The 26153-nt window shown below is 64.8% G+C and carries 30 protein-coding genes; 13 read left to right on the top strand and 17 right to left on the bottom strand.

Annotated features, from left to right (window positions below; genetic code table 11):
* From IVB46_RS03065 to IVB46_RS03040, 6 genes are all read right to left on the bottom strand, one after another.
* Nucleotides 1-624 (bottom strand): transglutaminase-like cysteine peptidase, encoded by a 624-nt coding sequence (locus tag IVB46_RS03065; RefSeq protein WP_028154093.1) that lies wholly within the window; start codon nucleotides 622-624, stop codon nucleotides 1-3.
* 330 nt (nucleotides 625-954) lie between these two features.
* Complete coding sequence (locus tag IVB46_RS03060; protein WP_063982484.1) at nucleotides 955-1566, bottom strand: PilZ domain-containing protein; 612 nt, start codon at nucleotides 1564-1566, stop codon at nucleotides 955-957.
* Nucleotides 1567-1634: 68 nt separating this feature from the next.
* Entirely contained in the window at nucleotides 1635-2801 is a 1167-nt protein-coding gene (locus tag IVB46_RS03055) for an MFS transporter (RefSeq protein WP_071912618.1), read from the bottom strand.
* Nucleotides 2802-2853: 52 nt separating this feature from the next.
* Nucleotides 2854-4101, bottom strand: coding sequence for an MFS transporter (locus tag IVB46_RS03050; protein WP_256468541.1), 1248 nt, complete (start codon nucleotides 4099-4101; stop codon nucleotides 2854-2856).
* A gap of 142 nt (nucleotides 4102-4243) precedes the next feature.
* Nucleotides 4244-5041, bottom strand: coding sequence for an alpha/beta hydrolase (locus IVB46_RS03045; RefSeq protein WP_247341951.1), 798 nt, complete (start codon nucleotides 5039-5041; stop codon nucleotides 4244-4246).
* 37 nt (nucleotides 5042-5078) lie between these two features.
* Nucleotides 5079-5558: a GNAT family N-acetyltransferase gene (locus tag IVB46_RS03040; protein WP_247309532.1), complete on the bottom strand. Its 480-nt coding sequence runs from the start codon at nucleotides 5556-5558 to the stop codon at nucleotides 5079-5081.
* Between the two features lie 177 nt (nucleotides 5559-5735).
* Between IVB46_RS03040 and IVB46_RS03035 the strand changes: the two genes are divergently transcribed.
* The 4 genes from IVB46_RS03035 (at nucleotide 5736) to IVB46_RS03020 (ending at nucleotide 8510) form a co-directional block, all read left to right on the top strand.
* Complete coding sequence (locus IVB46_RS03035; protein WP_247309533.1) at nucleotides 5736-6887, top strand: zinc-binding dehydrogenase; 1152 nt, start codon at nucleotides 5736-5738, stop codon at nucleotides 6885-6887.
* A gap of 87 nt (nucleotides 6888-6974) precedes the next feature.
* Nucleotides 6975-7367, top strand: a complete 393-nt coding sequence (locus IVB46_RS03030; protein ID WP_247309534.1) for a DUF5680 domain-containing protein — start codon at nucleotides 6975-6977, stop codon at nucleotides 7365-7367.
* 112 nt (nucleotides 7368-7479) lie between these two features.
* On the top strand, nucleotides 7480-7902 hold the full coding sequence (locus IVB46_RS03025) for a VOC family protein (protein WP_247309535.1): 423 nt from the start codon (nucleotides 7480-7482) through the stop codon (nucleotides 7900-7902).
* Between the two features lie 95 nt (nucleotides 7903-7997).
* Nucleotides 7998-8510: a hypothetical protein gene (locus tag IVB46_RS03020; protein ID WP_085398442.1), complete on the top strand. Its 513-nt coding sequence runs from the start codon at nucleotides 7998-8000 to the stop codon at nucleotides 8508-8510.
* A gap of 23 nt (nucleotides 8511-8533) precedes the next feature.
* On the opposite strand, the gene IVB46_RS03015 is transcribed toward IVB46_RS03020, so the two are convergent.
* The 3 genes from IVB46_RS03015 to IVB46_RS03005 all read right to left on the bottom strand — a co-directional run bounded on the left by IVB46_RS03015 (nucleotide 8534) and on the right by IVB46_RS03005 (nucleotide 10077).
* A complete protein-coding gene (locus IVB46_RS03015; RefSeq protein WP_247309536.1) occupies nucleotides 8534-8887 on the bottom strand; it encodes a cupin domain-containing protein in 354 nt (117 codons plus the stop codon).
* Nucleotides 8888-8952: 65 nt separating this feature from the next.
* Nucleotides 8953-9693: a metallophosphoesterase family protein gene (locus tag IVB46_RS03010; protein WP_063982494.1), complete on the bottom strand. Its 741-nt coding sequence runs from the start codon at nucleotides 9691-9693 to the stop codon at nucleotides 8953-8955.
* 54 nt (nucleotides 9694-9747) lie between these two features.
* Nucleotides 9748-10077, bottom strand: coding sequence for a hypothetical protein (locus IVB46_RS03005; RefSeq protein ID WP_247309537.1), 330 nt, complete (start codon nucleotides 10075-10077; stop codon nucleotides 9748-9750).
* 244 nt (nucleotides 10078-10321) lie between these two features.
* Between IVB46_RS03005 and IVB46_RS03000 the strand changes: the two genes are divergently transcribed.
* The gene (locus IVB46_RS03000; RefSeq protein ID WP_247309538.1) at nucleotides 10322-12295 is read left to right on the top strand and encodes a DEAD/DEAH box helicase; all 1974 of its coding nucleotides are present in this window, start codon (nucleotides 10322-10324) and stop codon (nucleotides 12293-12295) included.
* A gap of 77 nt (nucleotides 12296-12372) precedes the next feature.
* Here the strand turns inward: IVB46_RS03000 and IVB46_RS02995 are convergent, their stop codons facing one another.
* Nucleotides 12373-12669, bottom strand: coding sequence for a hypothetical protein (locus IVB46_RS02995; protein WP_247341948.1), 297 nt, complete (start codon nucleotides 12667-12669; stop codon nucleotides 12373-12375).
* Between the two features lie 117 nt (nucleotides 12670-12786).
* The gene (locus tag IVB46_RS02990) at nucleotides 12787-13293 is read right to left on the bottom strand and encodes a GNAT family N-acetyltransferase (protein ID WP_247309620.1); all 507 of its coding nucleotides are present in this window, start codon (nucleotides 13291-13293) and stop codon (nucleotides 12787-12789) included.
* A 147-nt stretch (nucleotides 13294-13440) separates the two neighbouring features.
* Between IVB46_RS02990 and IVB46_RS02985 the strand changes: the two genes are divergently transcribed.
* Both IVB46_RS02985 and IVB46_RS02980 read left to right on the top strand, forming a co-directional pair.
* Entirely contained in the window at nucleotides 13441-13827 is a 387-nt protein-coding gene (locus IVB46_RS02985) for a hypothetical protein (protein ID WP_247309540.1), read from the top strand.
* A 536-nt stretch (nucleotides 13828-14363) separates the two neighbouring features.
* Nucleotides 14364-14849 carry a phasin gene (locus IVB46_RS02980; protein ID WP_247309542.1) on the top strand — a complete coding sequence of 162 codons (486 nt, stop codon included), beginning with the start codon at nucleotides 14364-14366 and terminating at the stop codon, nucleotides 14847-14849.
* A 292-nt stretch (nucleotides 14850-15141) separates the two neighbouring features.
* Here IVB46_RS02980 and IVB46_RS02970 read toward each other — a convergent pair whose 3' ends face one another.
* From IVB46_RS02970 to IVB46_RS02960, 3 genes are all read right to left on the bottom strand, one after another.
* Nucleotides 15142-15936 (bottom strand): Crp/Fnr family transcriptional regulator, encoded by a 795-nt coding sequence (locus IVB46_RS02970; protein WP_247309543.1) that lies wholly within the window; start codon nucleotides 15934-15936, stop codon nucleotides 15142-15144.
* A 143-nt stretch (nucleotides 15937-16079) separates the two neighbouring features.
* Nucleotides 16080-16508, bottom strand: coding sequence for a cupin domain-containing protein (locus IVB46_RS02965; protein ID WP_028150261.1), 429 nt, complete (start codon nucleotides 16506-16508; stop codon nucleotides 16080-16082).
* A 64-nt stretch (nucleotides 16509-16572) separates the two neighbouring features.
* Nucleotides 16573-17127, bottom strand: coding sequence for a PAS domain-containing protein (locus IVB46_RS02960; protein WP_041958462.1), 555 nt, complete (start codon nucleotides 17125-17127; stop codon nucleotides 16573-16575).
* Between the two features lie 466 nt (nucleotides 17128-17593).
* Between IVB46_RS02960 and IVB46_RS02955 the strand changes: the two genes are divergently transcribed.
* Nucleotides 17594-18400 carry a rhomboid family intramembrane serine protease gene (locus tag IVB46_RS02955; protein WP_135216656.1) on the top strand — a complete coding sequence of 269 codons (807 nt, stop codon included), beginning with the start codon at nucleotides 17594-17596 and terminating at the stop codon, nucleotides 18398-18400.
* 190 nt (nucleotides 18401-18590) lie between these two features.
* Nucleotides 18591-19019 carry a CBS domain-containing protein gene (locus IVB46_RS02950; protein WP_063982499.1) on the top strand — a complete coding sequence of 143 codons (429 nt, stop codon included), beginning with the start codon at nucleotides 18591-18593 and terminating at the stop codon, nucleotides 19017-19019.
* Nucleotides 19020-19038: 19 nt separating this feature from the next.
* On the opposite strand, the gene IVB46_RS02945 is transcribed toward IVB46_RS02950, so the two are convergent.
* Nucleotides 19039-20082 carry a patatin-like phospholipase family protein gene (locus IVB46_RS02945; RefSeq protein ID WP_247309544.1) on the bottom strand — a complete coding sequence of 348 codons (1044 nt, stop codon included), beginning with the start codon at nucleotides 20080-20082 and terminating at the stop codon, nucleotides 19039-19041.
* Between the two features lie 244 nt (nucleotides 20083-20326).
* On the opposite strand from IVB46_RS02945, the gene IVB46_RS02940 reads away from it, so the two are divergent.
* Complete coding sequence (locus IVB46_RS02940; RefSeq protein WP_247309545.1) at nucleotides 20327-21400, top strand: hypothetical protein; 1074 nt, start codon at nucleotides 20327-20329, stop codon at nucleotides 21398-21400.
* A 275-nt stretch (nucleotides 21401-21675) separates the two neighbouring features.
* On the opposite strand, the gene IVB46_RS02935 is transcribed toward IVB46_RS02940, so the two are convergent.
* Nucleotides 21676-22569: a LysR family transcriptional regulator gene (locus tag IVB46_RS02935; RefSeq protein WP_247309546.1), complete on the bottom strand. Its 894-nt coding sequence runs from the start codon at nucleotides 22567-22569 to the stop codon at nucleotides 21676-21678.
* A 103-nt stretch (nucleotides 22570-22672) separates the two neighbouring features.
* Here IVB46_RS02935 and IVB46_RS02930 point away from each other — a divergent pair, with 103 nt between their 5' ends.
* Nucleotides 22673-23656, top strand: coding sequence for an aldo/keto reductase (locus IVB46_RS02930; protein ID WP_231142216.1), 984 nt, complete (start codon nucleotides 22673-22675; stop codon nucleotides 23654-23656).
* A 276-nt stretch (nucleotides 23657-23932) separates the two neighbouring features.
* Complete coding sequence (locus IVB46_RS02925; protein WP_014494328.1) at nucleotides 23933-24163, top strand: hypothetical protein; 231 nt, start codon at nucleotides 23933-23935, stop codon at nucleotides 24161-24163.
* 44 nt (nucleotides 24164-24207) lie between these two features.
* On the opposite strand, the gene IVB46_RS02920 is transcribed toward IVB46_RS02925, so the two are convergent.
* Nucleotides 24208-25200 (bottom strand): zinc-dependent alcohol dehydrogenase family protein, encoded by a 993-nt coding sequence (locus tag IVB46_RS02920; protein WP_346016109.1) that lies wholly within the window; start codon nucleotides 25198-25200, stop codon nucleotides 24208-24210.
* A 103-nt stretch (nucleotides 25201-25303) separates the two neighbouring features.
* On the opposite strand from IVB46_RS02920, the gene IVB46_RS02915 reads away from it, so the two are divergent.
* Nucleotides 25304-26152, top strand: a complete 849-nt coding sequence (locus tag IVB46_RS02915) for a LysR family transcriptional regulator (protein ID WP_071917376.1) — start codon at nucleotides 25304-25306, stop codon at nucleotides 26150-26152.
* Nucleotide 26153: the final 1 nt, after the last annotated feature.

The raw sequence follows: 26153 nt of genomic DNA, 5'->3' as shown, positions 1-26153 counted from the left end.
CTAGTTCTTGGCGCTGGCGGTGGAGACCGCCGGCTTGGTGTCGCCGAGCGAGACCCAGACATTGGGGTCGCTCTGTGACTGGCGCTTGACGAAGCGGTAGCCGGTCTCCGTCCAGGCAACGACGTTCTCGTTCTGATTGTCGAGAACGAACTCGCCCTTGTCGGTCTTCACCGTCAGCACCGCGTGTCCTTCGCCCTTCTTGTCCCGCACGACGGTGATGAGCAGGGCCTCGCGCGGCCATCCGGCATCGATCAGCATCTTGCGCTTCAGCAGCACGTAGTCTTCACAATCGCCGTAACCGTCGGTCGGCAGCGACCACTTCTCGATCACGCCCCAGTGCTCCTGGTCGGTCAAAGGCTTGACGGTCTCGTTGACCCAGCGATTGACCTTGACGAGGTCGCGCCATGCGGCCTGCGACATCACGATGTCGCGCGGTTGCGTCGGCGCGCCCTGGCACTGAGCGGCATTATCCGCACAGAACTCGACCCAGCCGATCGGCGCACGCGTGGTGTCGCCGAGGCTCGCGTAGAGCAGACGGCCTTCGCCGGCCTGCGCTGCCGCGCTGATCCCGAAGAGCATGGCAGCCAGTGCCAGCCCTTTCCCCTGTCCCCTGAAGTCCAACATTGCGGCCCCCGTTTCTTGTTGGGACCACATTTCGCATGGAGCTTTTGAGTTGCCGCTAAGTCGGCCAAGTCAAGTCGAGACGAATACAAGTAAAAGGCGCGATTAATTCGATCTATACTTGAATCGAATTCGACTAAGATTTGAAATGACTTCAATTGATTCAAATTTTATCTATTAACGCGGAAACGCTGGCGGAACTGTTGTTTGCACGCGCTCGCAGCCCTCGCGTTAACCCGCGCGAGGCGGTCGCCGGACACGACGAAGGCGGCGTCCGCATCGCGGAGGCCGCCTTCAGGGCTGGAAATACAGGCGTTTTAGCGTCCTTGCGCTTTACCGCGCGGTAACGCTCTCTTCGAGAGTCTCTATCGGCTGCTCGTGCATGAACTCCAGCGCGAAGCCGTCCTCGAGGTTTCGGACCACGCGGCCCTGGACCCGGCCGAGCAGCACGATCGATTTCACCGGCGGGCGGTTCTCCGCGGCAATGGCGGCACCGGACAGCGAGAGGTCGATGATGCGGCAGGTCATCTTGGTGCCGTCCTCGAGCGTCAGCACCGCGATCGGGTTGCGCGGCACGATACGGTCGTGGCGGCGATCCTCCGGCAGATTGAGGATGTCGCGGTTGGCAAGCCAGGTGAGCTGGGCCGCCAGCTTGTCGCGCTTGCGGGGCGTCGCCCCGACCGTCATGGCGAAACCGTTGTCGATGATGCGGGTGATCTTGCCCTCGACCCGCCCAATATGGTCGAGATAGGCGACCACGCGGTCGCCGACATTGCCGATGCCGGGGGCCAGAAGCGCCAGTCCGCCCGGCGACATGTTGATCACCTGGCAGGGGAATTCCCGGCGGTCCGGCAGCATGTAGCGGCCGAGCAGGTGAACCTTCACCCGCTGGAAACGCCGTCGTTCCTCGGCGGCCGGAAGAAATTTTTTGTTCGCCAACGCCATTTTCACAACCCGACCCCCCGCCTGGCGGAGTCCGGGACGACCCTAAGGTGCACAGGGTTAACGCCGCGTTAGGATTGGGCGCGTCGATTACGGACAGACACAATGCGCTCGAAAAGCCACATCAGCGGCGGGCAGGCCAGCACCGTCAGCGCGCCGAGGTCGAGTGCCACCGCGGCCGTCCCGGCCGATTTGGCCAGCCGGCCGGCGACCGCCGGTCCCAGCATCATCGCGGCATAGAAGAGAGTGTAGAACACGCCCATGCCGATCGCCCTTGTTTCCGGCGCGAGCACGCGGGCGGCCAGGCTCATGATCGGGCCGGCCGGATGGCCGCCGATCAGGCCGATCAGGACGAGGACCGTGATCACCGCATCCGATCGCGGCAACCAGGCCAGCAGCCCGGCCACGATGAGGCTGGCTGCGGTCGCGAGCGTGAGCGGACGCTTGAAGCGGTCGGCGAGATAGCCGCCTGCTGGCACCGAGATCACCGACAGCCACATCACGAGGCTGATCGCGGAGCCTGCCGCAGCAATGCTCCAGCCGCGCTCGGCGAGCAGGGAGGGGCCGAACGAGAAGATCATGGCGAAGCCGACATTAAAGAGTCCCCAGATCAGGCCCGCGACGATCACCGCCAGCAGCGCGAGGGGATCGAGCCGGCCTGGGCCGGCCGCGCTGACTGTGGCTCCCGGCGGTGACTGATAGAGCGTGATCAGCACAATACCGATGGCCGTGAGTGCGCCCGCCGCGAGGAACACCGCGCTCGCGCCATAGGCCGTGCCGATCGCCGGCAGCACCAGCAGCGAGATCGCGACGCCGGCCGGCCAGGAGTTGACGAAGATCGCCATCGCGGTGGCGATCTCCTTCCCGGCGAACCAGTCGGTGCCCATCTTGGTGAGCTGCACCGTCAGCAGCACGCCGCCGGCGCCGGAGACGAGCCGGCCCGCCATCTGCCAGCCCCAGATGTCGGTGGTGGCCATGACCAGGCTGCCCGCGGTCATCAGCAGCAGCGCTGCGATCGTCGTCGGCTTGTCGCCAAGAGTCCGGCCGATCGCGCCGCCCGGCAGCGCCAGCACGATGCCGGGGGTGAAATAGAGTCCGATCAGGATGCCGATATCGGCGAGCCCGACGCCAAAGGTCTGTTGCAGCAACGGCGCGACCGCGGCCACGCTCTGGAACTGGAACGCGATGGTGAGGCGCACGACGAACAGGATCGCAAGAATGCCCCAGCGATTGCGCAACACCCGACCTCCCCAAGCCCTGTATCGAAGGTGCGGTGGAGAGACGCCGGAGTCAACCGGCTGTCTTCCTCGTCGCGCGCCCATAGAGAAGACACAGCAGCGCCAGCAGCACCAAGGCCGAGAGCCCGAGCGACCAGTGAATGCCGATCGCCGCGCCGAACAGGCCGACGGTGATGCCGCTGAAGGCCCGCATCCCGAGCCCGGCCATGTTGTAGAGCCCGACGACGCGGCCGCGGATGTCGTGCGGCGCGTTCAACTGCACCAGCGCCTGCGCCATGGTGTTGAAGGACAGCTCGAAGAAACCCGCAAAGAACAGCAGCACGATCGCGACCGGATAGATCCGCACCGCGGCGAAGCCGAGCAGCGCCACGCTCCACAGCATGGCCAGCATGATCGCGGTGCGCGGCGTGCCCTTCAACCGTCCCCAGGATTCCAGCGCGATGCCGGCGAGCAGCGCACCTGCCGCATCGGCCGCGAGCAGCACGCTATAGGAGACGCCGGGATCGCCGTGGCCGAGATCGCCGGCAAACCCCGGCATCTGGGCGTGATAGGCGTTGCCGATCATGAACGAGGTGAGGCCGGCGAGCCACGTCATTGCGGTCAGCACCGGCTGCGTGCCGATGGCGCGCATCGTCAGCACGATGTCGGCAAGGCCGCGCATGGCGAAGCGCCGCACCGCGACGCTCTTGTCGCGCACTGGCGCCCAGAACAGCCAGAGCAGCATCGGCAGGTAGAACAGCGTGTTGAAGATGATGCCGTGCGAGGTGCCCAGCGTGAGCATGATGACGCCGCCGACGGCGGGCCCGACCAGGATGCCGAGATAGCGCGCCATCGCATTCAGGCGCACCGCGCTCGGAAGATCCGCGGGACCGACGAGGTCGTAGAGCAGAAGCTGGTTCGGCGTCTGCCACAGCACGCCGGCGCAGCCATGAATCACCAGCAGCAGCATCGCGTGCCACATCTGGATGGTGTCGGTGATGAAGAAGAAGCCCCATCCGGCCGAGGCCACGATGAACAGCAGCATGCCGCATTGGATGATGCGCCGCGGATCGAACCGGTCGGCGAGCCCGCCGACCGCGACCGAGAACAGCAGGAACGGCAGCCAGTGCGACAGCACGGCAAAGCCCCCCAGCGTCGGCGAATGGAATCTCTGGAACACCACCCAATAGCTGATCACATGCTCGATATTGTCCGCCATCATCGCCAGCACGTATGCGATGAACTGGAGCCGGTACGGCACCGACTTCATCGCCGCGAACGATCCGGACGCGACAACAGGATTTTGGAGAAGGGGGTTCAAGCGATCACCTGGGTGGGACTGTTCGGGCCTTACACGTTCACCGCCGGCCGCTCAAGACACTTGGGTGTGTGTCCGTAGCCCGCAATCCGGGACCGCCGGCCCCGCATTCCGCAAAGCTCAATGCGGGCTACGAAGCAGCGCGTCACGCGATCTCCGTCGCCAGAAACGACCTGACCACCGCAGCAAACTCATCCGGCTTGTCATATGGCAACCCATGGCCCGCATTCGCGATCACCTCATGGCGGAGGTGTCGATTGAGCCCCTGCAGCTCCCGCGCCGTTTCGACGGAGACAACGCCATTGTCTCCGATGACAAGCAGGCTCGGGACGGCAATGGCTTTGACAAGCTCGCGATAATCCGGGTTCGGCGGCGTGAGAATCTCGAAGGCGCTGATCTCGGTCCGCAGCCGCGCATCAACGATCAGGTCAAGCAGTTCGGATGAGCGGTGCGGATGCCGCCGCCGGGCCTCGGCCAGCGCCTCGTCCTTGTCCCGAGCGAGAAGCCGGCGATGCTGCTCGGCGACGTCGCTCCGGTAAACCTGGCGCTGGCGCTCCGGTGCCAAGAAAGTCGGATCGGCGAGGATAACGCTGCGAATGGTCGTACCCATCTCGCTCGCAACCACGGCGGCGGTCATGCCGCCCATGGAATGGCCGAGCAGGATCGGGGCAGTCAGCCCGAGCGCGTCGATGAGGCCGATGACGTCGCCTGCGAGATCGCGGTACAGATACCCGCCGGACGGTGCGCTCGACGCGCCATGTCCTCTCGCAGAGGGCATGATGACGTCGTAGCCGTCCTCGAGAGCGCGCGCCAACGGTGTCCAGCAGGCGCCGCTTCCGGTCAGACCATGCAGCGCAATCAGCGCAGGCTTGTCGTCCCCGGTCCGTAAATAATGGATGTCGATGCCATTTGCCGCGCAGGTTCGGCTCGTCCAGTTTGTCATTCGCAACGACTGTCAAAGAATCAACGCCGACGCCATCCTACCCCAGCGCCTTGACGTAAACCGCATAAGGCACGCCCAAAATATCCGGCGCCTCGCGAACCCTGGCAAATCCCATCCGCTGATACATCGGCAGCGCGACCGTCATGATCGGCGTCGTGTGCAGGGCGATGACCGGCGACCGGTCGCGCTCGGCGCGGCGCAGGCATTCTTCGGTCAATTGTCGGCCGATGCCCTTGCTGCGCGCGGCCGGATCAACCACCAGCATGCGGATGATCGGCCAGGCCGGATCGAAGAAGGCCGGCTTCGGGGCTTGCGGTCCGATATAGGCGACGGCGCCGACGATCTGGCCGCCATCCTCGGCGACGATGATCTCGCCGGTTTTGGCAAGCTCCGGCATTTTCGCGACATGGGTCGTAAACAACGGCCAGTCGGAATAATCCTGCTCGAATTGCGCGAATGCCGCGAGAGCGACGCGCACGATCGCTTCCGCATCCGCTGGCTGATAGTCACGTAGCATCGACGTCGTCCTTGTAGCCCGGATGGAGCGAAGCGTAATCCGGGGCCGCCGGTCCCGCATTTCGTGGCGCTCCATGCAGGCTACGAGACTCACGCTTGGCACGACCGCGCATCTCACATACGCTTTGCCTCACGCCCGCACCATCAATCATAACAAGCAGGCCGCGAGGACACACCCATGGACCAGATCCGCGTCTGCACTCACGCAGGACCGGGCTCGGAGCCCGTCATCAAGACCGTGCCATGGCCGAAGGTCGGCAAAAAGGCTGCGCTGATCAAGGTCGGCGCCTGCGGCGTCTGCGGCACCGATCTGCACATTCTCAAAGGGCATTGGCCGAAGCCGCTGCCCTGGCCGTTCACGCTCGGCCACGAGCTCGGCGGAATCATCGTCGAATGCGGCGACGAATTCACCGAGGACTTCATGAGCAAGCCGCTCAAGGTCGGATCAAAAGTGATGATTCCGCCGCTGATGCCCTGCGGCCATTGCTATTACTGCATCCACTATCCGCAGACCGCCAACAAATGCCTGACGCCGGTCTATTACGGCCGCTATCTCGGCTTCGACAAGGCGCCGCACATGTGGGGCGGCTGGGCCGAATATGTCTATGTCGATCTCGAGATGCTGCCGGGCACCAAGATCTACAAGCTGCCCGACGACATGTCGCTGCGGCTGGGCGCGCTGTCGGAGCCGCTGACCTCCTGCATCCGCGCCTTCAACCGCGCCAGTCGCGCCGGCGGGTTTTCCTGGGGCGACACGGTGGTGATCCAGGGCTCGGGTCCGATCGGCATTCTCGCGGTCGCGGCCGCCAGGGAGATGGGAGCAGGGCGCGTGATCTGCGTCGGCGCGCCGGAAGTGCCGCGGCTCAAGCTCGCGCGCGAGTTCGGCGCGGAGGCGACGGTGAACATCGAGGAGATCAAATCGCCGCAGGAGCGCATCGCCCGTGTGCGCGAGATCGTAGGCCACTTCGGCGCCGATCTCGTGATGGATTGCTCGGGACATCCGACCGCCGGCCCCGAAGGCATCGAGATGCTCCGCGACGGCGGCACCTATGTCGAGATGGGTCAGTTCACCGATGCCGGCTCGATCGAGACCTCCTGGCACCGCATCTGCACCAAGGACCTCAACGTGCTGGGATCCTGGGGTTTTACCGGCAACGATCTGCCGCTCGGCGTCGACATGCTCTACCGGACGCGTGACAAGTATCCCTGGCTGAAGATGCAGACGATCTATCCGTTCACGGAAGCGGGCGTCGCACAGGCGGTGAGGGATGCGATGGCAATGAAGACAGTGAAGTCGACCATCGTGCCGTGGCCGGAATTGGTGGACTAGACAAAGCCGTCCATTCCACCCGATCTCGCAGCGTTTCTGGTCGAAGCCAAGCGGCGCACCTATGCGGGGCTGGACGACGACGCGACCGTGGCCGCGCCGCTGCTCGCCGGCTCCAAGCAGCTCGAACATCGCGCGCCACCTTATGCCTATCGCGATATCTATTTCGGGATGGGATTTTTCGTTGGCCAAGAGACCGTGTCACGGGATGACCGTGTCATCTGGTCGATGAGCTACAGCGGCGGCGTCCGCGCGGACATCACGGATCGGTCCACGCTGCTCTACAAATTCCTGCGCCAGGCGCTGTTGGGCGTAAGCGTCGAGGAGCCTTATCGGGGACCGCGCCTGTTCGAGCAGGCAGGCATGACTTACCGCAACGAGGTCGAGGGTTCGCTCGATCGTTTCCATGGCGTCGAGACGATCGCGCGGCATGATGGCGCGCCGCTTCATGAGCTGCACTATAGCGGTGGCCTGCTGCGATAGATGATCCGTAGCCCGGATGGAGCGAAGCGCAATCCGGGTTCGAGCCCGTGGCTCCCCGTATTCCGCTGCGCTTCATACGGGCTACAAGTCAGAGTTTGGAATGAACGACGATATGACAGACAAACAGACACCTGAACCAAACCGGCGCTCCCCCTTCAGCGCCATTCGCGCGATCGACTACACCGTCATATTCGTGCGCGACATGGCGGCGATGCGCCGGTTCTACGAGGACGTTCTCGCCTTTCCGCTGCTGCGCGAGCTCTCGCCGAACTGGATCGAGTACGGCCTGGGCAGCAATACGCTGGCGCTGGCGAGACCAAGCCGGACCGCGGCCGACGCGCCGACGCCGGCGGGCAGCGCCTCGCTGCAACTGGCCTTCAAGGTGTCCGCGAGCGAGGTCGATCAATGTGCCGATGAACTGGTGCGGCGGGGCGTGGCGCTGCTGTCACCGCCGACGAACCAGTCGTTCGGACATCGGACGCTGTTTTTTCGCGATCCCGACGGCAATTTGCTGGAGGTCTATGCCGAGATCTGAGGCGCCCAAAAAGTTCCATCGGGAATCCCCGATCTATCCATGTTAAGGTGAAACTTAGGCCCAGGTTCCGACTTTCACTTCACGGGAGAGGTATCGTGAAGCGAATCCTGAAACCCGTAACTTACATCCTGGCGGCCATCTACTTCCTGGTGGATGCCGTCTTCATGGCCGTCGCGCGGCCAATGGCGCGCTGGATTGGGCGGCATTTCGAATTCAAGTGGTTGCGCACCTGGATCAGGTCGCTGTCCCCTTATCCCTCGCTCGCCCTGTTTTCCGTGCCCGTGATCATTCTGGAGCCGATCAAGCCGGTGGCGGCCTACCTCGCTGCAACAGGTCAGATCGTGAGCGCCGCCGTGACTTTCATCGTCGGCGAATTGCTCAAGCTCGTGCTGGTCGAGCGCCTGTTCCATCTTACGCGCGACAAGCTGATGCGAATTCCGGCGTTCGCCTGGGCGTACGGCAAGTTCTCCGAGGTGAAGGCGTGGCTGCAGGCAACCGACGCCTGGCGCGCCATCCGCGCCCTGAGCCGCGCGGCGAGGGACACAGTTGCACGGGTAAGGGCGAGGCTGGTCGGCCGCTTCAGCAAGCTGGCGACCTCCAGAGATTAGACGCGCGCCAAGCGCGTTGTCCTCTATGCGAGCTTGCGTGCTGCGGCTGTGGCCTTGTCGCCCGTGTTCGGGGTGCCGGTGGGCTCGATGAGCAGGAGGTGAGCCTCCTCGCGTGCCACCGGGCGATGCTCGACACCTTTGGGCACGACATAGAGTTCGCCCGGGCCGAGCGTCACCGTGCGATCCCGCAATTCAATGTCCAGACTGCCTTTCAGGACGAGAAAGAAATCGTCGGTGTCATCGTGCTTGTGCCAGGTGAACTCGCCCTTCACCTTCACCACCATCACGTCGCAATCGTTGAAGGTCGTGACCGTGCGCGGCGACCAATAATCCCCAAAGGTCGCGAGTTTGTCGGCAAGCGATATCTTGTCGGCCATGTTTCACCCCGTTGCTCTCTCGTGAGGCACGATTTGGGATCGAATGACCGACGTGGCAAGGCCAGCTATTTGACATGTCCTGATAACATGGCCTCCGCCCATTCCGGGCGGCCGTTGGCGAGCGCCTGCGCGGACGCGGCTTCCCAGTCGTATTCCAGGGCCAGCAGTTCGACTTGCCAGCCTCTTGTTCGTTTCGTGAGGATCGCGTAGCGGGCGTGAGGCGAGCGATGCTCCAGGTTTGCGGCAAAAGGAATGTCCGCGAACACCGGGCAACCAACGCTGCCGGGATTGAGGACCAGGCGGTCGCCCGGGCCCTGAACGGCCGCCTGGCGGTGGCTGTGACCACACAGCACGACACGCGCCGTTGGCGCGCTCGAAAGGCGCGCGGTCAGCACGTCGCGACGCGCCGGCACGAAGCGGCCGTCCTCGAGCGCTTCTTCGAGCAGGCACGTCGTATCGTCGTCGGGTGTGCCGTGGCAGGCCAGGATCCCGTCGTCCAGCCGTATTTGGGAGGGCAGGCTGTGAAGTGCGCGGCGCTGCTCCGCGGTCAATGCGCTACGCGCAAACAGACCTGCCGGCGAGAGCTTGTCGTCTGGAAACTCCTCAATCCAGCGATCATGATTTCCGCGCACCGTCGGCAACGACAGCGACTGGAGAGCCTCGAAAGTTTCCTTTGGCCACAGCGGGCTGGTGACGCAATCGCCGAGGTTGACCGTACGATCGACGCCGCGCGCCTTGATGTCGGCCAGCACCGCTTCCAACGCAGCGAGATTGCCGTGGATATCGGAAATGACTGCCAATCGCATCGTCGTGCTCCCCGTGCTGCTTTGCCTGAACTTAACTCTGCCAGGTCACCGGACCTATCTAGCATCGGCTGATGGGACGTTCACCAACCAGCCATGGCTGATCTGATGTTCCTTCACCACCGTCGCGCCGACGACCTTGGTCCCCTCCAACTCCCGCACGATCCGCTCGTCCGGCCCGACGATGCCGCGATCGAACTCGCGGTCCGGCGTGACGAGGATCATGCGCTGGCCCATGATGGCCGGGCGTTCGGCATAGATCGCGCAGCCCTGGCCGGGTTTGCAGTGCCGGCACCAGCTTCCAGCCGGTTTGGCCAGCGCCTGGATGGCCATGACCTTGCAGCAAAGCGTGCAATCGCCGCAGGCGCGTTTGGCGGAAGGCGTCACGCGGTCGTCCCCCTCTAAGCCGGTTGGCTTCAGGTTAACGGAGGTGGCCGCGAACGTCCGCTGCAACCTTCAGGCGCGGTTCTTTCCGTCAAGCCATGCATCATAGGCATGGTGATTCCAGAGCACTTGGCGTAAAGAGCGCCCTGATCACATCCAGCGTGCGGCCGGGCTGTTTGCCGCGCACGCAACTCAGGTCCGCCGGTTCACCGTTCCGCGCCTGACATTAACCAAGGTTCTCCATCCCGTGTCTTTTCCGGCCCTGACCCCGCCGCTCGCCCACGCTTTGGCCGAGCGGAACTATGATTCACCCACCCCCGTCCAGCTCGCCGTGCTCGCAGACGAAGCCGCCGACCGCGACCTCCTGGTTTCGGCCCAGACCGGCTCCGGCAAGACCCTCGCTTATGGCCTCGCCATGGCCAAGGATCTGTTTGGCGATGCCGAGCGGTTCGAGCAGGCGGGTGCGCCGCTCGCCCTGATCGTGGCGCCGACCCGCGAGCTCGCCTTGCAGGTGCAGCGCGAACTGGCATGGCTGTATGGGCATGCCGGCGGGCGGGTCGTCTCCTGCGTCGGCGGCATGGATCCGCGGCGCGAGCAACGCGAGCTTGCGGCGGGCGCTCACATCGTCGTCGGCACGCCCGGCCGGTTGTGCGACCATTTGCGTCGCGGCCGTCTCGACATCACGGAATTGAAAGTGGTCGTCCTCGATGAGGCCGACGAGATGCTCAATCTCGGCTTTCGCGAGGACATGGAATTCATCCTCAAGACCACGCCGGAGACACGCCGCACTTTGCTGTTCTCGGCGACGTTTCCGCGCGGCATCGTGGCGCTGGCCAAGCAATATCAGCAGCAGGCGTTTCGAATCGAGGTCGCCGGCGATGAAGGCGGTCACGCCGACATCGAGTACCGTGCCATCCGGGTCGCCCCCGGTGATGTCGAACATGCCGTCGTCAACGTGCTGCGCTTCTACGAGGCGCCGAGCGCGCTGGTGTTCTGCAGCACGCGCGATCACGTCAGGCATCTGCAGGCGGCGCTGCTGGAGCGCGGCTTCTCCGTGGTCGCGCTGTCAGGCGAATTGACGCAGAACGAGCGGACCACGGCGCTGCAGTCGCTCCGGGACGGACGCGCCCGCGTCTGCGTGGCGACCGACGTCGCCGCCCGCGGCATCGACCTGCCGAGCCTCGATCTCGTCATCCATGCCGATCTGCCTAACGACGCCGAGGTGATGCAGCATCGCTCCGGCCGCACCGGGCGGGCGGGCCGCAAGGGGACGAGCGTCCTGCTGGTGCCGCCTGTACGGCGGCGACGTGCGGAAATGCTGCTGAATGTCTCGGGGATCGACGCGGTCTGGGGAACGGCGCCTCAAGCTGAGGAAATCCGCAAGCTCGATCACGACCGCATGAAGGACGTGTTGTTCACCGAGGAGACGACCGCGGACGATCTGGTGCTGGCACAGGCGCTGCTGGCCGAGCGGTCGGCCGAGGATATCGCAGCCGCACTCGCGCGGCTCTATCGCGCACGGCTGCCGTCGCCCGAAGACATCATCGATCCCGGCGAGCGAGCCGGCCGGCCGCGCGACGATCGCGGGCGCGACAATGTCCGCGCACCGCGCGACGATGCCCGCACTTCGCGCGGCGATGATCGCCCCGAAAGAGCCCGACCCAAATCAGGAAAATCGTCGGCGAAACACGGCATGGCGGACGGCAGCGTCTGGTTCCGGGCCAACATCGGACGAAGAAAGAATGCGGAAGCACGCTGGCTCTTGCCGATGATCTGCCGCCGCGGCGGCATCGACAAGGGCGACATCGGCGCCATCAAGATCATGGACACGACGACCGAGTTCGAAATTTCCGAGCGGGTCGCGGAATCCTTCGCTGCCAAGATCAAGCGTCCGGACAAGGAAGACAATATCCGCCTCGAACCGATGACGGATGCGCCGCAGCGGCAGGCGCCTTCGGAAGAGCGGTCAAAGCCGCCGCGGCGCGAGAGCGGTGACAGCGATCATCGCGAACGTCGTGACGATCGCCCGCGCGATGCAGCTGGATTCAAGCCACGCGACAAGGCTCACGGCGAGCGCAGGCCGAAATTCGACGATGCTCCTTCGTTCGGAACGAAAAAGAAACACAAGAACAAGCCCGGCCATGCCGAGCCGGCGGTCACGCCGTGGCCGTTGAAGGGCGCGCCTGGAAAAAAGAAGGCGAAGAAAAAACATCGGGGTTGAACTGCGCCTGACCGTGCAGACAGCAGTGATGCCGCCGGATTGCGCCGGCGACATCATCTGAAAAGTCAGCTGCGAACTCAGCGGCCACCGCCGCCGCCACCACCACCACCTCCGCCGCCGCCACCACCGGCATCGCGCATCGACGAGCTGTAGCGGGGGTCGGTCTGCTTCATGTAGATGGGCGAGGTGTCGTGAGTGAGGTTGACGCGGCTTCTGCCGCCAGGGGTCGGCGTCTCGACCAGGATACCGCAGCCCTCGAAGAAGGCGGAATCGCAGCCATAGGTCCGGACCTGCGCCGCGTTGGCACTGGTCGCGCTGAACGCGGCCGCCGCAGCGAATGCAATCAAAGTAACTTTCGACAATGTGAGTTTCATGGAAATTCTCCAGTCTCGATTCGGCGAGACCGGAACGGCCCGCGCACACCTTCGACGGGGGCTGATCGAAGGCGGTTCGAGGGACGGCTTCACGCCCGCGTGAGCCGGGCGGGGACGTTATGTCGCAGCGAGGTCGCGAAGCATGTAGGTCGCGCCTTCGCCGTAGGAGGCGAGCTTTGCGCGCGCCTCCGCATCCGCCGCGACGGCTCGAAAGCCGAGATGCTCCCACAACGGCCGTGTGGCGTAGACCGAGACCAGCGCGAGCGTTGTGATGTGTGATGCGCGCGCCAGCTTCTCGATATCGGCAATATAATCGCGCGCGACGCCACCGCGGAAATCGGGCAGCACGGCGACGTCGTGCACGTAGAGACAATCCGCATCATCGGGCAATTGTTGCAGGAAGCCGTTGAGCGGCGGAATCCGGTGCTGCTTCCACGGATGCGCGAGTCCGTAGCCGGCGATCTCTTCGTCGGCGATGAGCAGTCGGCAGCCATCGGGATAGAGTCGCATCTTCTCCGCGAACACGTCGGGACTCTCAGGGAGATCGGGATGGATCCGCGCTGCGATCGCGCTGATCGCGACCAGGTCGGAGGCGCGCGCGGGACGCCAGTGCGGCTTGCTCATGTCGGTCCGTTGGTCGGTCTCATCCATTCCAGTTTATTCCGTCGCGACGACGCGCGCAGCGAAAAATATCTTTGCCGCAGTCCCAGGAATACGAAGCGTTGCGCGGCGTCCTACCCCATGCAAGCCAATTGCATGACAGGAGAACCCATGACGTCCTCGATCCGCCTCGCGCTCACGCTCGCCATATCGCTCGCCATCATCCCCGCTGCCTTCGCCGCGCCGCCGACCAAGACCGGCAAGACCGACAAGGGCAACGTGCTCACCGACGCCAAGGGCATGACGCTCTACACCTTCGACAAGGATGCGGACGGCAAGTCAGCCTGCAACGGACCGTGTGCGACAAACTGGCCGGTGCTGAAGGCCGAGGCGAGCGATGCCGCGGCCGACGGCTACACCGTCATTACGCGCGACGACGGTTCCAGGCAGTGGGCTTACAAGGGCAAGCCGCTCTACACCTTCGCCAAGGACCAGAAGCCCGGCGACATCACCGGCGACGGCTTTCTGAACGGCGCCTGGCACCTGGCGATGCCGTGAGCGGACAATCCGCCGCGGCAATGCGAGGTGGTGTCTGACATTGACGAGATGCCACCGGTCTCGTGCCTCGGACGCAGCGCAACGCCGCATTGGCGATGCGACGTATCGTTCAATGCGGTGCGCTGCGGAGCGGCTCCAGCAACTCGCTGTCAATCAGTGACAGGGCGCCATCTGGAAGCGGCCGAATCCTCGCCGCGCCCTCAGCGGAAGGCCACCGGCACCGGCGTCTCCGAACCGCTCGCTGGACTGATCTCAAGTTGGCGGGAGTAATCGCGACAACTTCGAAGAAGTAAAAAAGCCGCCCGTGGCGCGTCGTCGCTTGAATCGAATTTATTCAAGTCGAGAGTCCGAAAGCGAACCGAAGGCCCGATTTTGGTTGGTCATAGTTGGTTCCGGCAGGGGGCGCGAGCGGCATATCGGCAGCAGCATCCCTCCATTTGAGAGTAGGGGCACTGGTTTCCCGGTGCGGTCCGCACCTGGGAGCTTCTGGGAGTCTTCAATCCATTATCTGGTTTCGCGTGAGGGGATGAATGACCATGAATGATGCCAATCTGAAAGCCGAGACGAACGCCACTGCGCTGAACGGGACGGCGAATGGCGGTGCAATGCCCAGGTTCGACCTGCCATTTTTCAACTTCCAGGCGATCTTCGGCGATCTCGCCGAGCAGGGCGCCGCCCGGGCCAAGGCAAATTTAGAGCGGATGAGGGCGGCTTCCGAGGAGATCACCGAAGCGCTCCGCGAAGCCTGTTCGACCAATGCCACGCGTGCCGCCGATTACGGCACCAAGGTCATCGAAATATCAAACATCAATACCGGCTCCGCGCTGGAGTTCATGTCCCAGCTTGCGGATGCGAGGTCGTTTGCGGATGTCGTGAACCTCTCCACCACCCACAGCCGCAAGACCTTTGAAGCGGCTTCTCGCCAAAACCGGGAGCTTTGGGACCTCGCCCAGAAGGTCGCAACCGAGACGGCCGAGCCGATCAAGAAGAGTTTCAACCTAGTTCTGCATAGGGCTGCTTGAATCGAGGCTACTGGCCGCGTGGATCGGCTGGACGAGCGTCTTCGCCAGAAGGGGCGCGGTCCAGCCGAGGCGGTGAAGCCTTGCCGTGAGAAGCCTTGCCGTGAGGTGATGCCAAGCTGGAGGAAGTCAGGATGGGTATGGTGATGATCAAATGCCCGGAAACGGGCCACGCCATTCCGACGGGCATCGAGATAGATCGCGAAAGATTTCGGTGCAGTACGGTGTTCTTCTCGCGCACATATTGCGGGATGTGCGCGGCGACGCATGAGTGGTTCGCCAGAGAGGCTTGGGTCTATGAATCGGTCTTGGCGAACGGGAAATCCGGGGGCGGGCAGCCGTTCCGCGCGGGCGCGGTGTGAAGCCGCCTGACGGCATCCTGCGAAACGATCCGATCGATCCTGCGGCTCATCACCTTGTAGCACTCGCAGGCGACGACCTCGAGCCGGGGCCGATCGATCTCGAGTTGGCCGCGCCGACTGGATTTCAGGGCCCTTGAGGTTCGAAGTGCGCTCACGACGTGCGTGACGGTGGTCCGCCGGACGCCGAGCAATTCCGACAACGTCTCTTGCGTCAGGTGCAGGACGTCACCACCGCCCTCCGTCCGATCGTGAATGTGAAGCAGCCAGCGGGCGAGGCGGGCCTCGACGGAGTGCAGTGCATTGCAGGCCGCGACGTGCAGGAATTGCGTCATCATCGCCCTGGTGACGATCTGAACCGCGCTTGCGAGGGCGGGACTGCGTTCGAGCGTCGCTTGAAATCGCGCGGGCGAGATCTGCAGTGCGGTCCCGGCCACGCGGACAACCGCCGTCAGGGGGGATCGGACGGGTCCGAGCGCCGTCATCAGGCCGACGACGCCGTCGTTGCCGATCACGGCGGTTGCGGCCGTCTGTCCGTTCGGCAACTCCATGATGAGGGCGATCGCGCCGCTGCACGGGAAGCAAAGGTGTTCGACCCGGTCGCCCGATCGAACCAGGACTGCGTCGTGCTGGAGCGGCACTTTCCGGAGATACGGTGCAAGCAAAGCGAAGTCGGCCGGCGGTAATGCAGCTAACAGGCGATTACCAACTCTGGTCGCGTGCTCCATCACGGGGAATCGTCCCTCGACGGAGGCCCGGCGGCGAGCAAACGCCCCGTCTCCGGCCGAGCCGCGTTGCCGTGCAGGCATATGCCCGGCAAACAGCTAAACGTCCTGCAGCACGTAAGGTTCCAATGATGGATCGCGAGCCTGGCTCACGCTGCCGGCGCGGGCACCAGTCCGTAGCGCAGCATCGTCTCTTTCATCTTTGCGGGATCGGGTGGCGCGCCGGCCGACAGGAGTGCGGCCATCTCCGTGAAATATTGCGGGCCCAGCACCCCGGGGCTCAGGATGCACAGGCATGTTGCCGGTCCCGTCGAACGGTTGGTGAAGCCGTGCACGATGCCGCGCTTGATGAAGACCGATTCTCCGGGGCCGAGATCGTTCTGCTTGCCGTCGATCGTCCAGGTCGATACGCCGGACAGCCCGTAGATGGTTTCGTCCCAGCGGTCGTGATAATGCGGGATCGGCATCCGCGCATTCGGCTGGAGCGTCATTTCGAAGATGTCGACGCTGCCGCCGGTGTCGTCCTTGCTGTGCAGGAAGCGGAGCTGAAGCGTACCGAAACTGATGATGTCGGACATGGCTGTGTCATCCCGGTGAGAGACTGCATCGAGGTCGCGGCGTTCGCCCTCGTCGAAACGAAAACTACCTCAGCCCCTCATACACCATCAGCCCGCGTGCGATCTGCAATTTGCGGATTGCGCGCGGCAGCAGCTTCTCCGGCTGATGCAGATAGCGCCAGGAGGTGAGGGCGAATGCGGACAACGCGCCGCATTCGTCGTTGAACGGTGCGAGCACGCCGGTGACACTCACCGGCGTATGCGGGCGGGCGTTGAAGGGCAGCAGCAGCAGCTCGAGATGCGCCTTGCTGCCATCCTCGCGCGCGGCGGTGACGCCGGCGATCGCACCTAACGTCTCGTCGGCGACGATCGTGGTGATCTCCTCGATCTCGCTGCGGCTGGCCTCGGTGAACAGCGCCGCAAAGCTCTGGTCCTTGAGGTCGAGCCCCGCGAGCGCGCAGACGCGCGTGCCGGCGACGCGGAACGGGAAGCCGAGGTTTTGCTCGCAGGACAGCACGAAGATATCGCCGAGCAGGCCGCGGACCGCGGCCGGATCGATATCGGCCCGATCAGGGGCCCGCGCAGTGCCGCGCTTCTTGTCCCAATACGCGAAGAACGCGCGGCTCGACGGATGTTTCATGACTGGACGCTTACCCCGGGGCGCTAGCTCGCGGGACAAACCTGTCCCGCTTCAGTGCACCCGCGATCCCTTTCGTTGTTGTGCAGGAGGGGATTTGCAGCGTCCATGCCGTGGAGGCGTTTTCGGGCCCCCGGAGGCTGTCTTTGCGTCGTTAACGTTAAATTAACTATCCGCTTTCCGTCCGGCGCGCCGCTGCTATGGTGATCGCGGTCGCAAGCCTCGCCGCTTTCATCCAGGTTCTCGGCGGGGCCTGTACACGGGCGTCAAACAGTTTGGTCACGGGCCGCGGGGAGGGGTGGGGATACACCTTATTCCTCTGGGTACCGGAAGACCGACACGGAAAGGCAGGGCTTTCCCAGGGCCCTGCCTTTTCCTTTTGTGCACTTGCGCAAGGCCGGCAAAGGCGACTATCTCCAAGGCTGTCGTTAAGCCTGTCGCTCCGATCGCGCCTGAAAGCGAAGCTGCCTTGGATTCCCCGCAAGATTCTCCGCCGGAGATACCGGCCGTTGTCGAGGAAGCTCCGCGCGAGCCGATCCTGACGCTGCCGGTCGCGCTGACCGCCTATATCCTCCTTTTGGCGGTGATCCATCTGCGGGTGCTGCTGCCGCCGGAGCTCGAGAACTGGACCATCGACGTCTTCGGCTTCATCCCGAAGCGCTACGATTCCTCGCTGCTCAATCTGCAAATCCCCGGTGGGGCCGGCGCCAAGGTCTGGACTTTCGTCACCTATTCGCTGCTGCACGCCAATCTGACCCATCTCGGCTTCAATGTGCTGTGGCTGCTGCCGTTTGGCAGCGCGCTGGCGCGGCGCTTCGGCGCGATCAGGTTCTTCCTGTTTCTCGCGGTGACGGCAGCGGCCGGCGCGCTCGCCCATCTCGTCACCCATGAGCACGCGGTGGCGCCGATGATCGGCGCCTCGGCCTCGGTGTCCGGCGCGATGGCGGCGGCGATCCGCTTTGCCTTTGTCCGCGGCAGCTTCCTGTCGTTCAACCGATCAGACGCCGATACCGCCGCAAGGGTTCCGGCATTGCCGCTGTCGCGCGCGCTGCGCGACGGGCGGGTGGTCGGCTTCCTCGCCGTCTGGTTCGGCGTCAACATCATCTTCGGCGTCGGCGCGATCGGCGTCGATTCCGAAACCACGAGCGTCGCCTGGCAGGCACATATCGGCGGCTTCTTCGCTGGCCTTCTGCTGTTCGCGCTGTTCGATCCCGTGCCGCGCGTGCGAAACGATGCTGCGGATGCGTCATCACAGGACATTTCAAACCGCATTTGAAGCTGCGCTTGCGGCGCCGCCCGAATTCATCCATCATTCCCGAGAAGAATGTTCCGAAGCGACAAGCCGCTAGCGGCGATGCTTCGCAAAGCGCCTCAGCGTGTAACCGGCGCCTAAACTGTTAGTTGAAGACTCGACGAACAAGTCCGGTCCGCGAAATGCGGACGGATCCGATTCAGGGAGGCCGACAATGACGGTACGTTCCATTCTCAACACCAAGGGCCACCAGATCATGAGCGTCGAGCCCGACGCCAAGCTGGCTGCCGCGGTCAAACTGCTCGGCGAGAAGAAGATCGGCGCGGTGCTGGTGATGAACCAGAGCCGGCTCGAAGGCATCCTGTCCGAGCGCGACATCGTGCGCGTGATCGGCGAGCGCGGCGCCGGCGCGCTGGAGGAGCCGGTCTCCCAGGTCATGACCCGCAAGGTGGTGACCTGCAAGGAGACCGACACGGTCGCCGAGCTCATGGAGACGATGACCACCGGCAAGTTCCGCCATTTGCCGGTCGTCGACGATGGCAAGGTGGTCGGCCTGATCTCGATCGGCGACATCGTGAAGCGCCGCGTCCAGGAATACGAGACCGAGCAGGAAGCCCTGCGCGACTACATCAAGACGGCCTGAGCGGCCTTACTCGTCGGCGTTATTCGTCTGCCTTGGGCTCGCCCGCCTTGGGCGCGCTGCCCGCGGGCGCCGGCGCGAGCACCTCGATCGCCTCCTGGATCGACTCCAGCGCGCGCTCGGCGGCGCGGGTGCCGTGCGCGATCAGATCCTCGCCGCGGTGGAAGTCGAACCAGCCGAAATGACCGACCCGCGGCGTGATCAGGAGATCGGGCGGATCGCCGGCGAGGCGCGCGCGGGTAATGCGGTCCTGCATGATGTTGAAGGCGTCGACCATCACCGAGGAGATGCCGGGCCGTCCGGCGCTGCCGAAGAACTCGCGCTTCATGGTTTTCTCGGGCGAGAACAATCGCGGGAAGCGCCGCTTCGCCGTGGTCGCCTCGGCCGCGGGCGGGACCGTCTCGGGCACCGCGCCGTGCGAATAGATCGTCGTGGAATGGGTGAAGATGTCGCTGGAAAGATTTGCGGCAATGACGATTTCGGCGCCGAGCGCGCGGGCGGCCGAGACCGGCACCGGATTCACCAGCGCGCCGTCGACCAGCCAGCGGTCACCGATCAGGACGGGCGAGAAGATGCCGGGCAGGGCGTAGGAGGCGCGCATGGCGTCGACCACGCGGCCGCGCGTCAGCCAGATCTCGTGGCCGGTACGGACCTCGGTTGCGACGGCGGCGAACTTGATCGGAAGATCCTCGATCAGGGTCTGGCCGACCGCGTCCTCGAGCCGGGTTGCCAGCTTCTCACCGCCGATCAGGCCGGAGCCGCTCAGTCGGATGTCGAGATAGCCGAGGATGTTGCGCATCCCCTGCAGGCTGCGTCCCCACTCCTGCAGCGTATCGAGCCGGCCGGCCGCATAGAGGCCGCCGACCACGGCGCCGATCGAGGTGCCGACCACAACGTCAGGCACAATGCCATTGGCGGCGAGGGTTCTGAGGATGCCGATATGGGCAAAGCCGCGCGCCGCGCCACCGCCGAGCGCCAGGCCAATGACCGGCCGTCGCACGCTGCCAAGACCGACCTTCTCTCCATTGGAGCCGTTCGCGCCCCGACCCTTCAAGATATCAAGCACCGAAACCCTCCTACCCCGGGCCAGCCCTCACAGCAGAGTAGGCGCCGTACTTCCGCTCCGCCAGAACGAGGGCAAAGCATGGTTTATACCGTTCGGGAAGCAGGGGGCAGGAGTGTGGCGAGGAGCGGTTGCCTCCCGTTTAATCACGCAGGCGTCAACCGGGTTCCAAAGAACTGTATCCGGCCGTATTCCCCGGGGATTCGGAGGCTTGAATTTGCCGCGTTTTCGGTGAAAAGCAGGTGGCATGACTCTCGGGGGTGACGGCATCATCGGATGGCGGCGCAGCACATCGCTGCTGCCGATACTGATCCTTGCTGCCTGCCTCTATATCCTTGGCCAAAATGCTGCCCGGGCGCAGCTTTTCTCCGATCGTCCGCCCCCGGTGCCGCCCGCCTCGGTGCCCGACCCCGGCGGCGCCGTCAGCCTCGCGCCCCCCACCGGCCCGGGCGCTGGCCCGCCGAGCCTGCCGCCGACCCTGCTCCAGCCGAACACGCCCAGCATGCCCCCGCCTGCGGTCAGCACCGTGCCCGCGGCCCCGCCGCTCAACGCGGCCGTGCCCGGCCAGGGCGTTCTGTCGCTGACCGCGAAATACGGCAAGGACACACCCGCAATCACCAGCGGCCTGGTCTGGCGCGTGTTTGCCGACCGTCCTGACGAGAACGGCACCTTCAAGCTGATCCGCGAGGATCGGAACGCCACGCCGAACATCGTGCTGCCGCCGGGCAATTACGTCGTGCACGTCGCCTTCGGCCTCGTCAGCGCGGTGCGCACCGTCAGCCTGAAGGCCGAGACCGACCGCGAATCCTTCGTGCTGCCGGCCGGCGGCCTGCGCATCGAGGGACGCGTCGGCACCAGCCGCATTCCGCAGAACCAGATCTCGTTCGCGATCTACAAGGGCAGCCAGTTCGAGTCCGGCGAGCGCGCCTCGCTGGTGCCGAACGTCGCCGCCGGCGACGTCGTGCTGATCCCGGAGGGCACCTACTACATCATCTCCAATTATGGCGACGCCAATTCGGTGGTGCGCTCGGACATCCGCGTCCAGGCCGGCAAGCTCACCGATGTCACCATCACCCACCGCGCCGCCGTGATCACGCTCAAGCTCGTCAGCGACAGGGGCGGCGAGGCGCTCGCCAACACCGCCTGGTCGGTGCTGACCCCCGGCGGCGACGTCATCAAGGAATCGATCGGCGCCTTCCCGCGCGTCGTGCTCTCCGAAGGCGAATACCGCGCCATCGCCAAGAACGAGGGCAAGGTCTACGAGCGCGGCTTCAACGTCGTCAACGGCGTCGACGGCGAAGTCGAAGTGGTCGCGCGATAATCTCGTGTCCCGGACGCGGTGCGGCATGCAATGCCGCTCCGCAGAGCCGGGACCCAGGAAGCCACGAGCACATATCTCGATAGATGGGCCCCGGCTCAGCAGCGCACCGCTGAAGAAGCGCTGCACCGCGTCCGGGGCACGAGAGCGCAGTTTCGACGCGCAGCTGTTTTCCCACCGTCATTGCGAGCGCAGCGAAGCAATCCAGAGTCCCTCCGCGGAAAGATTCTGGATTGCTTCGCTGCGCTCGCAATGACGAGGAGGAGGGCCGCGCCCCATCACTTCCGATAGCGCAGCGCCTCCACCAGCACGGCGAACGCCGGCGTCGGCTGCCGACGGCTCGGATAATAGAGGTGATAGCCCGCAAACGGTGCGCACCAGTCGGCGAGCACGCGGATCAGCCGGCCGTCGGCGATCTCGCGCTTCACGAGATCGTCGGGGATATAGGCAAGACCAAGCCCCGCCAGCACGGCATTCATCCTGAGCAGGCCGGTGTTGAACACGAGCTGGCCGTCGACCCGCACCTTCATGGCGCGGCCGCGCTTCTCGAACTCCCAGGCGTAGATCCCGCCATAGGTCGGCAGGCGGAGGTTGATGCAATTATGCTCGGTGAGATCCTGCGGCAGCTTCGGCTTGCCCCGCGCGGCGAAATAGGCGGGCGCGCCGACCACGGCCATGCGCATCTCCGGCCCGATCCGCACCGCGATCATGTCCCTGGCGACCTGCTCGCCGAGGCGCACGCCGGCATCGTAGCGCTCGGCGACGATATCGGTCAGGCCATAGTCGACGACGAGCTCGACCTTGATATCGGGGTAGCGCGGCAGCAGCTTTGCGAGCACCGGCCACAGCACCGTCTGTGCGGCGTGCTCGCCGGTGGTGATGCGGATGGTGCCCGCCGGCGTCTCGCGGAGCGCGGTCAGCGCCGACAGCTCTGCGTCGATCTCCACAAAGCGCGGCCCGACATTGCGGAGCAGACGTTCGCCCGCTTCCGTTGGCGCGACGCTGCGGGTGGTGCGGGTGAGCAGCCGCAGGCCGAGCCGTTCCTCCAGGCCGCGCACAGTATGGCTGAGCGCCGACTGCGACACACCGAGCTGGGCTGCCGCGCGGGTAAAGCTGCGCTCGCGCGCGACCGCAAGGAAGGCCAGGAGGTCATTGACGTTGGTGCGGGTCATTCATGAATCCATCTCATCAGTACATACCGATTTTATCATCTAATCGCAGGCCGGCGCGTGGCCTAAATTCGCTGCCGAACATGAACTTCAGGGAGAGCTGACGATGCAGATGCGAACATTGGGCAAGAGCGGCCTCGAGGTCTCGGCCCTCGGCCTCGGCTGCATGGGCCTGAGCTACGGTTATGGCCCGGCGACCGAGACGTCGCAGGCGATCGCACTGATCAGGACCGCCGTCGCGCGCGGTGTGACCTTCTTCGACACTGCTGAGGCCTATGGGCCCTTTGCCAACGAGGAGCTGCTCGGCGAGGCGCTTCAGCCATTCCGCGACAAGGTCGTGATCGCCACCAAGTTCGGTTTCAAGGGCGGCAAGGTCGAGGCCGGGCTCGACAGCCGGCCCGCCAACGTCAAGGCGGTGGCGGAGGCTGCGCTGAAGCGGCTCAAGACCGATCGCATCGATCTGTTCTACCAGCACCGCGTCGATCCCGACGTGCCGGTCGAGGAGACCGCGGGCGCGGTCAAGGATCTGATCCAGGCCGGCAAGGTGCTGCATTTTGGCCTGTCGGAGGCGGGCGCGCAGACCATTCGCCGCGCCCATGCGGTGCAGCCCGTGACCGCGTTGCAAAGCGAGTATTCGCTGTGGTGGCGCGAGCCGGAGCAGGAGATCCTGCCGACGCTGGAAGAGCTCGGCATCGGCTTCGTTCCGTTCAGCCCGCTCGGCAAGGGTTTTCTCACCGGCGCGATCACCGAGAGCACGACGTTCGATGCGAGCGACTTCCGCAACATCGTGCCGCGCTTCTCATCCAGCGCACGCAAATCCAATCAGACCCTCGTCGATCTGCTTGGCGAGATCGCCGCAATGAAGAAAGCGACGCCGGCGCAGATCGCGTTGGCCTGGCTGCTCGCGCAGAAGCCGTGGATCGTGCCGATCCCCGGCACCACCAAACTGCACCGGCTCGAGGAAAATCTCGGCGCGGCTGCGGTGACGCTGTCGGACGCGGACCTCACTGCAATTGCAGGGGTGCTGTCCAAGGTCGCCGTGCAGGGCGACCGCTATCCTGCGCATCTCCAGGCGCGAGTCGGCCGCTGAGCTGCGGCGTGAATGCCCGGTGAGCGTTCGCTTACCGGGCATACGCGTCTTGTGTTCCGACTTGAATACCTTTGCCAGCGCTACCAAGCAGCGTTGCAAGCAGCGTTGAAGGAAGCGATTAACACCGCCAGCACAGGCTTATTCCGCAAGCGTCGCGACTTCGTCATAGCCGGTGGAAGATACGGATTTCCGATAATCAATTTTATTCTCTTTCCGTCCTGCTGCGCTATATGTCGGGCATCCGTCTAACGGGGGAGGCCGGAGCAGGCGCATGACTTGCGAGACCGGCAGAAGCAGGGGACCAAGCCCGTCGGCATGTTTGAAGTGATCATCACCAGGCGTAAGCGGTTTGGCTGGCGATGGCAGGTGTGCCAGTCCGGCAAGATATTTGCCGATGGCTTCGAGCGCACCCGGCCGTCCGCCAAGTATCATGGCGAGCGCGCACTGTTCTTCCTGTTGTCGCAGGCTTACTTGCGCAATCGCTCCGCGGCGGCCAGCGAGGACTAGCGGCGGGAGCAGCAGACAGCTCCATCCGGGCTACGAGCCTCACCTCAGATGTCGACGACCAGCTTGCCCTTGGCGGCGTGATCCCGGATCAGAGCGTAGGCATCGCCAACACTTTCCAGCGTGAAGCGCCTTGCATCGACCAGCGGCGCGAGCTTGCCGGCTTCAACCAGGCGCGTCGCTTCCGCCATGATCTCACCGTGATGCGCGCGGCCTTCGCCTGATAGCAGCGGCAGCAGCGTGAACACACCGGAATAGCTGGCGGCGCGGAACGACAGCGGCGCAAGCGCGTGCGTGCCCCAGCCCAGCGCGCTCACCACATGGCCAAAACGGCGCACGGCTTCGAAGGAGGCATCGAGCACCTTGCCGCCGACGGTGTCGTAGACGATGTCGAAGCCGCGGCCGCCGGTATGCTCTGCAACGTAAGCTTCGATCGCAGTGCCGCGGTCGATGAACACAGCGCCAAAGCCTTCGATGGTGGCGCGCTGCGCTGCCGAGCCGGTCGCGAACACGTCTGCTCCGATGGCGCGCGCGATCTGGATCGCGACATGGCCGACGCCGCCGGCACCGCCATGAATCAAAACCTTCTGGCCGGCCTTCAGCGCCGCGCGATCGATCAGGCCTTCCCAGGCCGTGATGAAGATCAGCGGCAGGGCGGCGGCTTCGCGCATGCTGAGATTGGCGGGCTTGGGCGCCAGCAGGTCGGCATCGACCGCGGCGAATTCGGCGAGCGATCCCGGCACGCCGCCGACGCCGCCGGTCATGCCATAGACCTCGTCGCCCGGCTTGAACCGCGTCACGTCGCGCCCGGTCTGCTCGACCACGCCGGCGAGATCGATTCCGAGAATGGCGGGCAGCGGATGACGCGCATGTGCCGCCGCACCGGCATGGATCTTGGTGTCGAGCGGATTGACCGCGCTCGCGCGCACCCGCACCAGCACCTCGCGCGGCCCGACCTCGGGCGTGGAGACGGTTGAGAGGCGCAGTGGCGCGTTGTGGGTCTCCAGGATCGCCGCCCGCATCGTCGATTGTCTCGTCATGATCGTCTTGCTCCGTTGTCGGCCTCCAATATGCTCATGAAATTTTGCATGAGAAGGAACAAGAATGTACGATGATCGTGCATTTCTGTATGGGGTCATTTCGATGGACTGGAGCGATCTGCGCATCTTCCTGGCGATTGCGCGCGAAGGCACGCTCGGGGCTGCCGCGCGCAAGATCGGCCAGACCCAGCCGACGATGGGGCGGCGGCTTCGCGCGCTCGAAACCGCGCTGGGACAAACGCTGTTCCAGCGCACCGCCGATGGTTTTGTGCTGACCGACGAGGGCGCCGCCGTGCTGCGCCACGCCGAGCGGATCGAGGAGGAGGCGCTCGCGCTTCAGCGCCACGCCTCGGGTGCGGAGACGCAGCTCGACGGCATGCTGCGCCTGTCGTCGTCGGACTGGTTCGGCACGGTGATGCTGTCGCCGGTGATCGCCGCCTTCGGCAAGCGCCATCCCAAGGTGATCGTCGAGCTCCTGACCGATGCGCGCCTCTACAGCCTGCCGCGGCGCGAGGCCGATCTCGTGTTCCGCATCAAGCCGTTCAGCGAGCCCGAGGTGATCTCGAGAAAACTGCTCCACATTCCCTACGCGCTGTATGGCAGGAAGGGCAGCAAGCCGCCGCGCGCCGGCGACGGAAGCGGCGCCCGTGTCGTCACCATGAATGCCGAATTCGCCGACATGCCAGATGCGATCTGGTTGAAGCGCACGCTGCCGAATGCGGAGATCGCCTCGCGCAGCAACAACCGGCAGGCGCAGGCGGAGCTGTGTGCCGGCGGCGGCGGGTTTGCCGTGCTGCCACGCCCCCTCGGCGACCGCGATCGCCGTCTCGTCGCGCTCGACATCGGCGCAACGCCGCCCGGCCGCGACACATATGTGGGCTATCACCGCGATCTCCGACGCCTGGCGCGCCTGCGCGCGCTGCTGGATCTCGTGATCGAACGGTTGGCATGAC

This window comes from Bradyrhizobium sp. 61 (assembly GCF_023073075.1).
Classification (GTDB): Bacteria; Pseudomonadota; Alphaproteobacteria; order Rhizobiales; family Xanthobacteraceae; genus Bradyrhizobium; species Bradyrhizobium barranii.
This window is presented reverse-complemented; position numbering and strand designations above follow the sequence as displayed.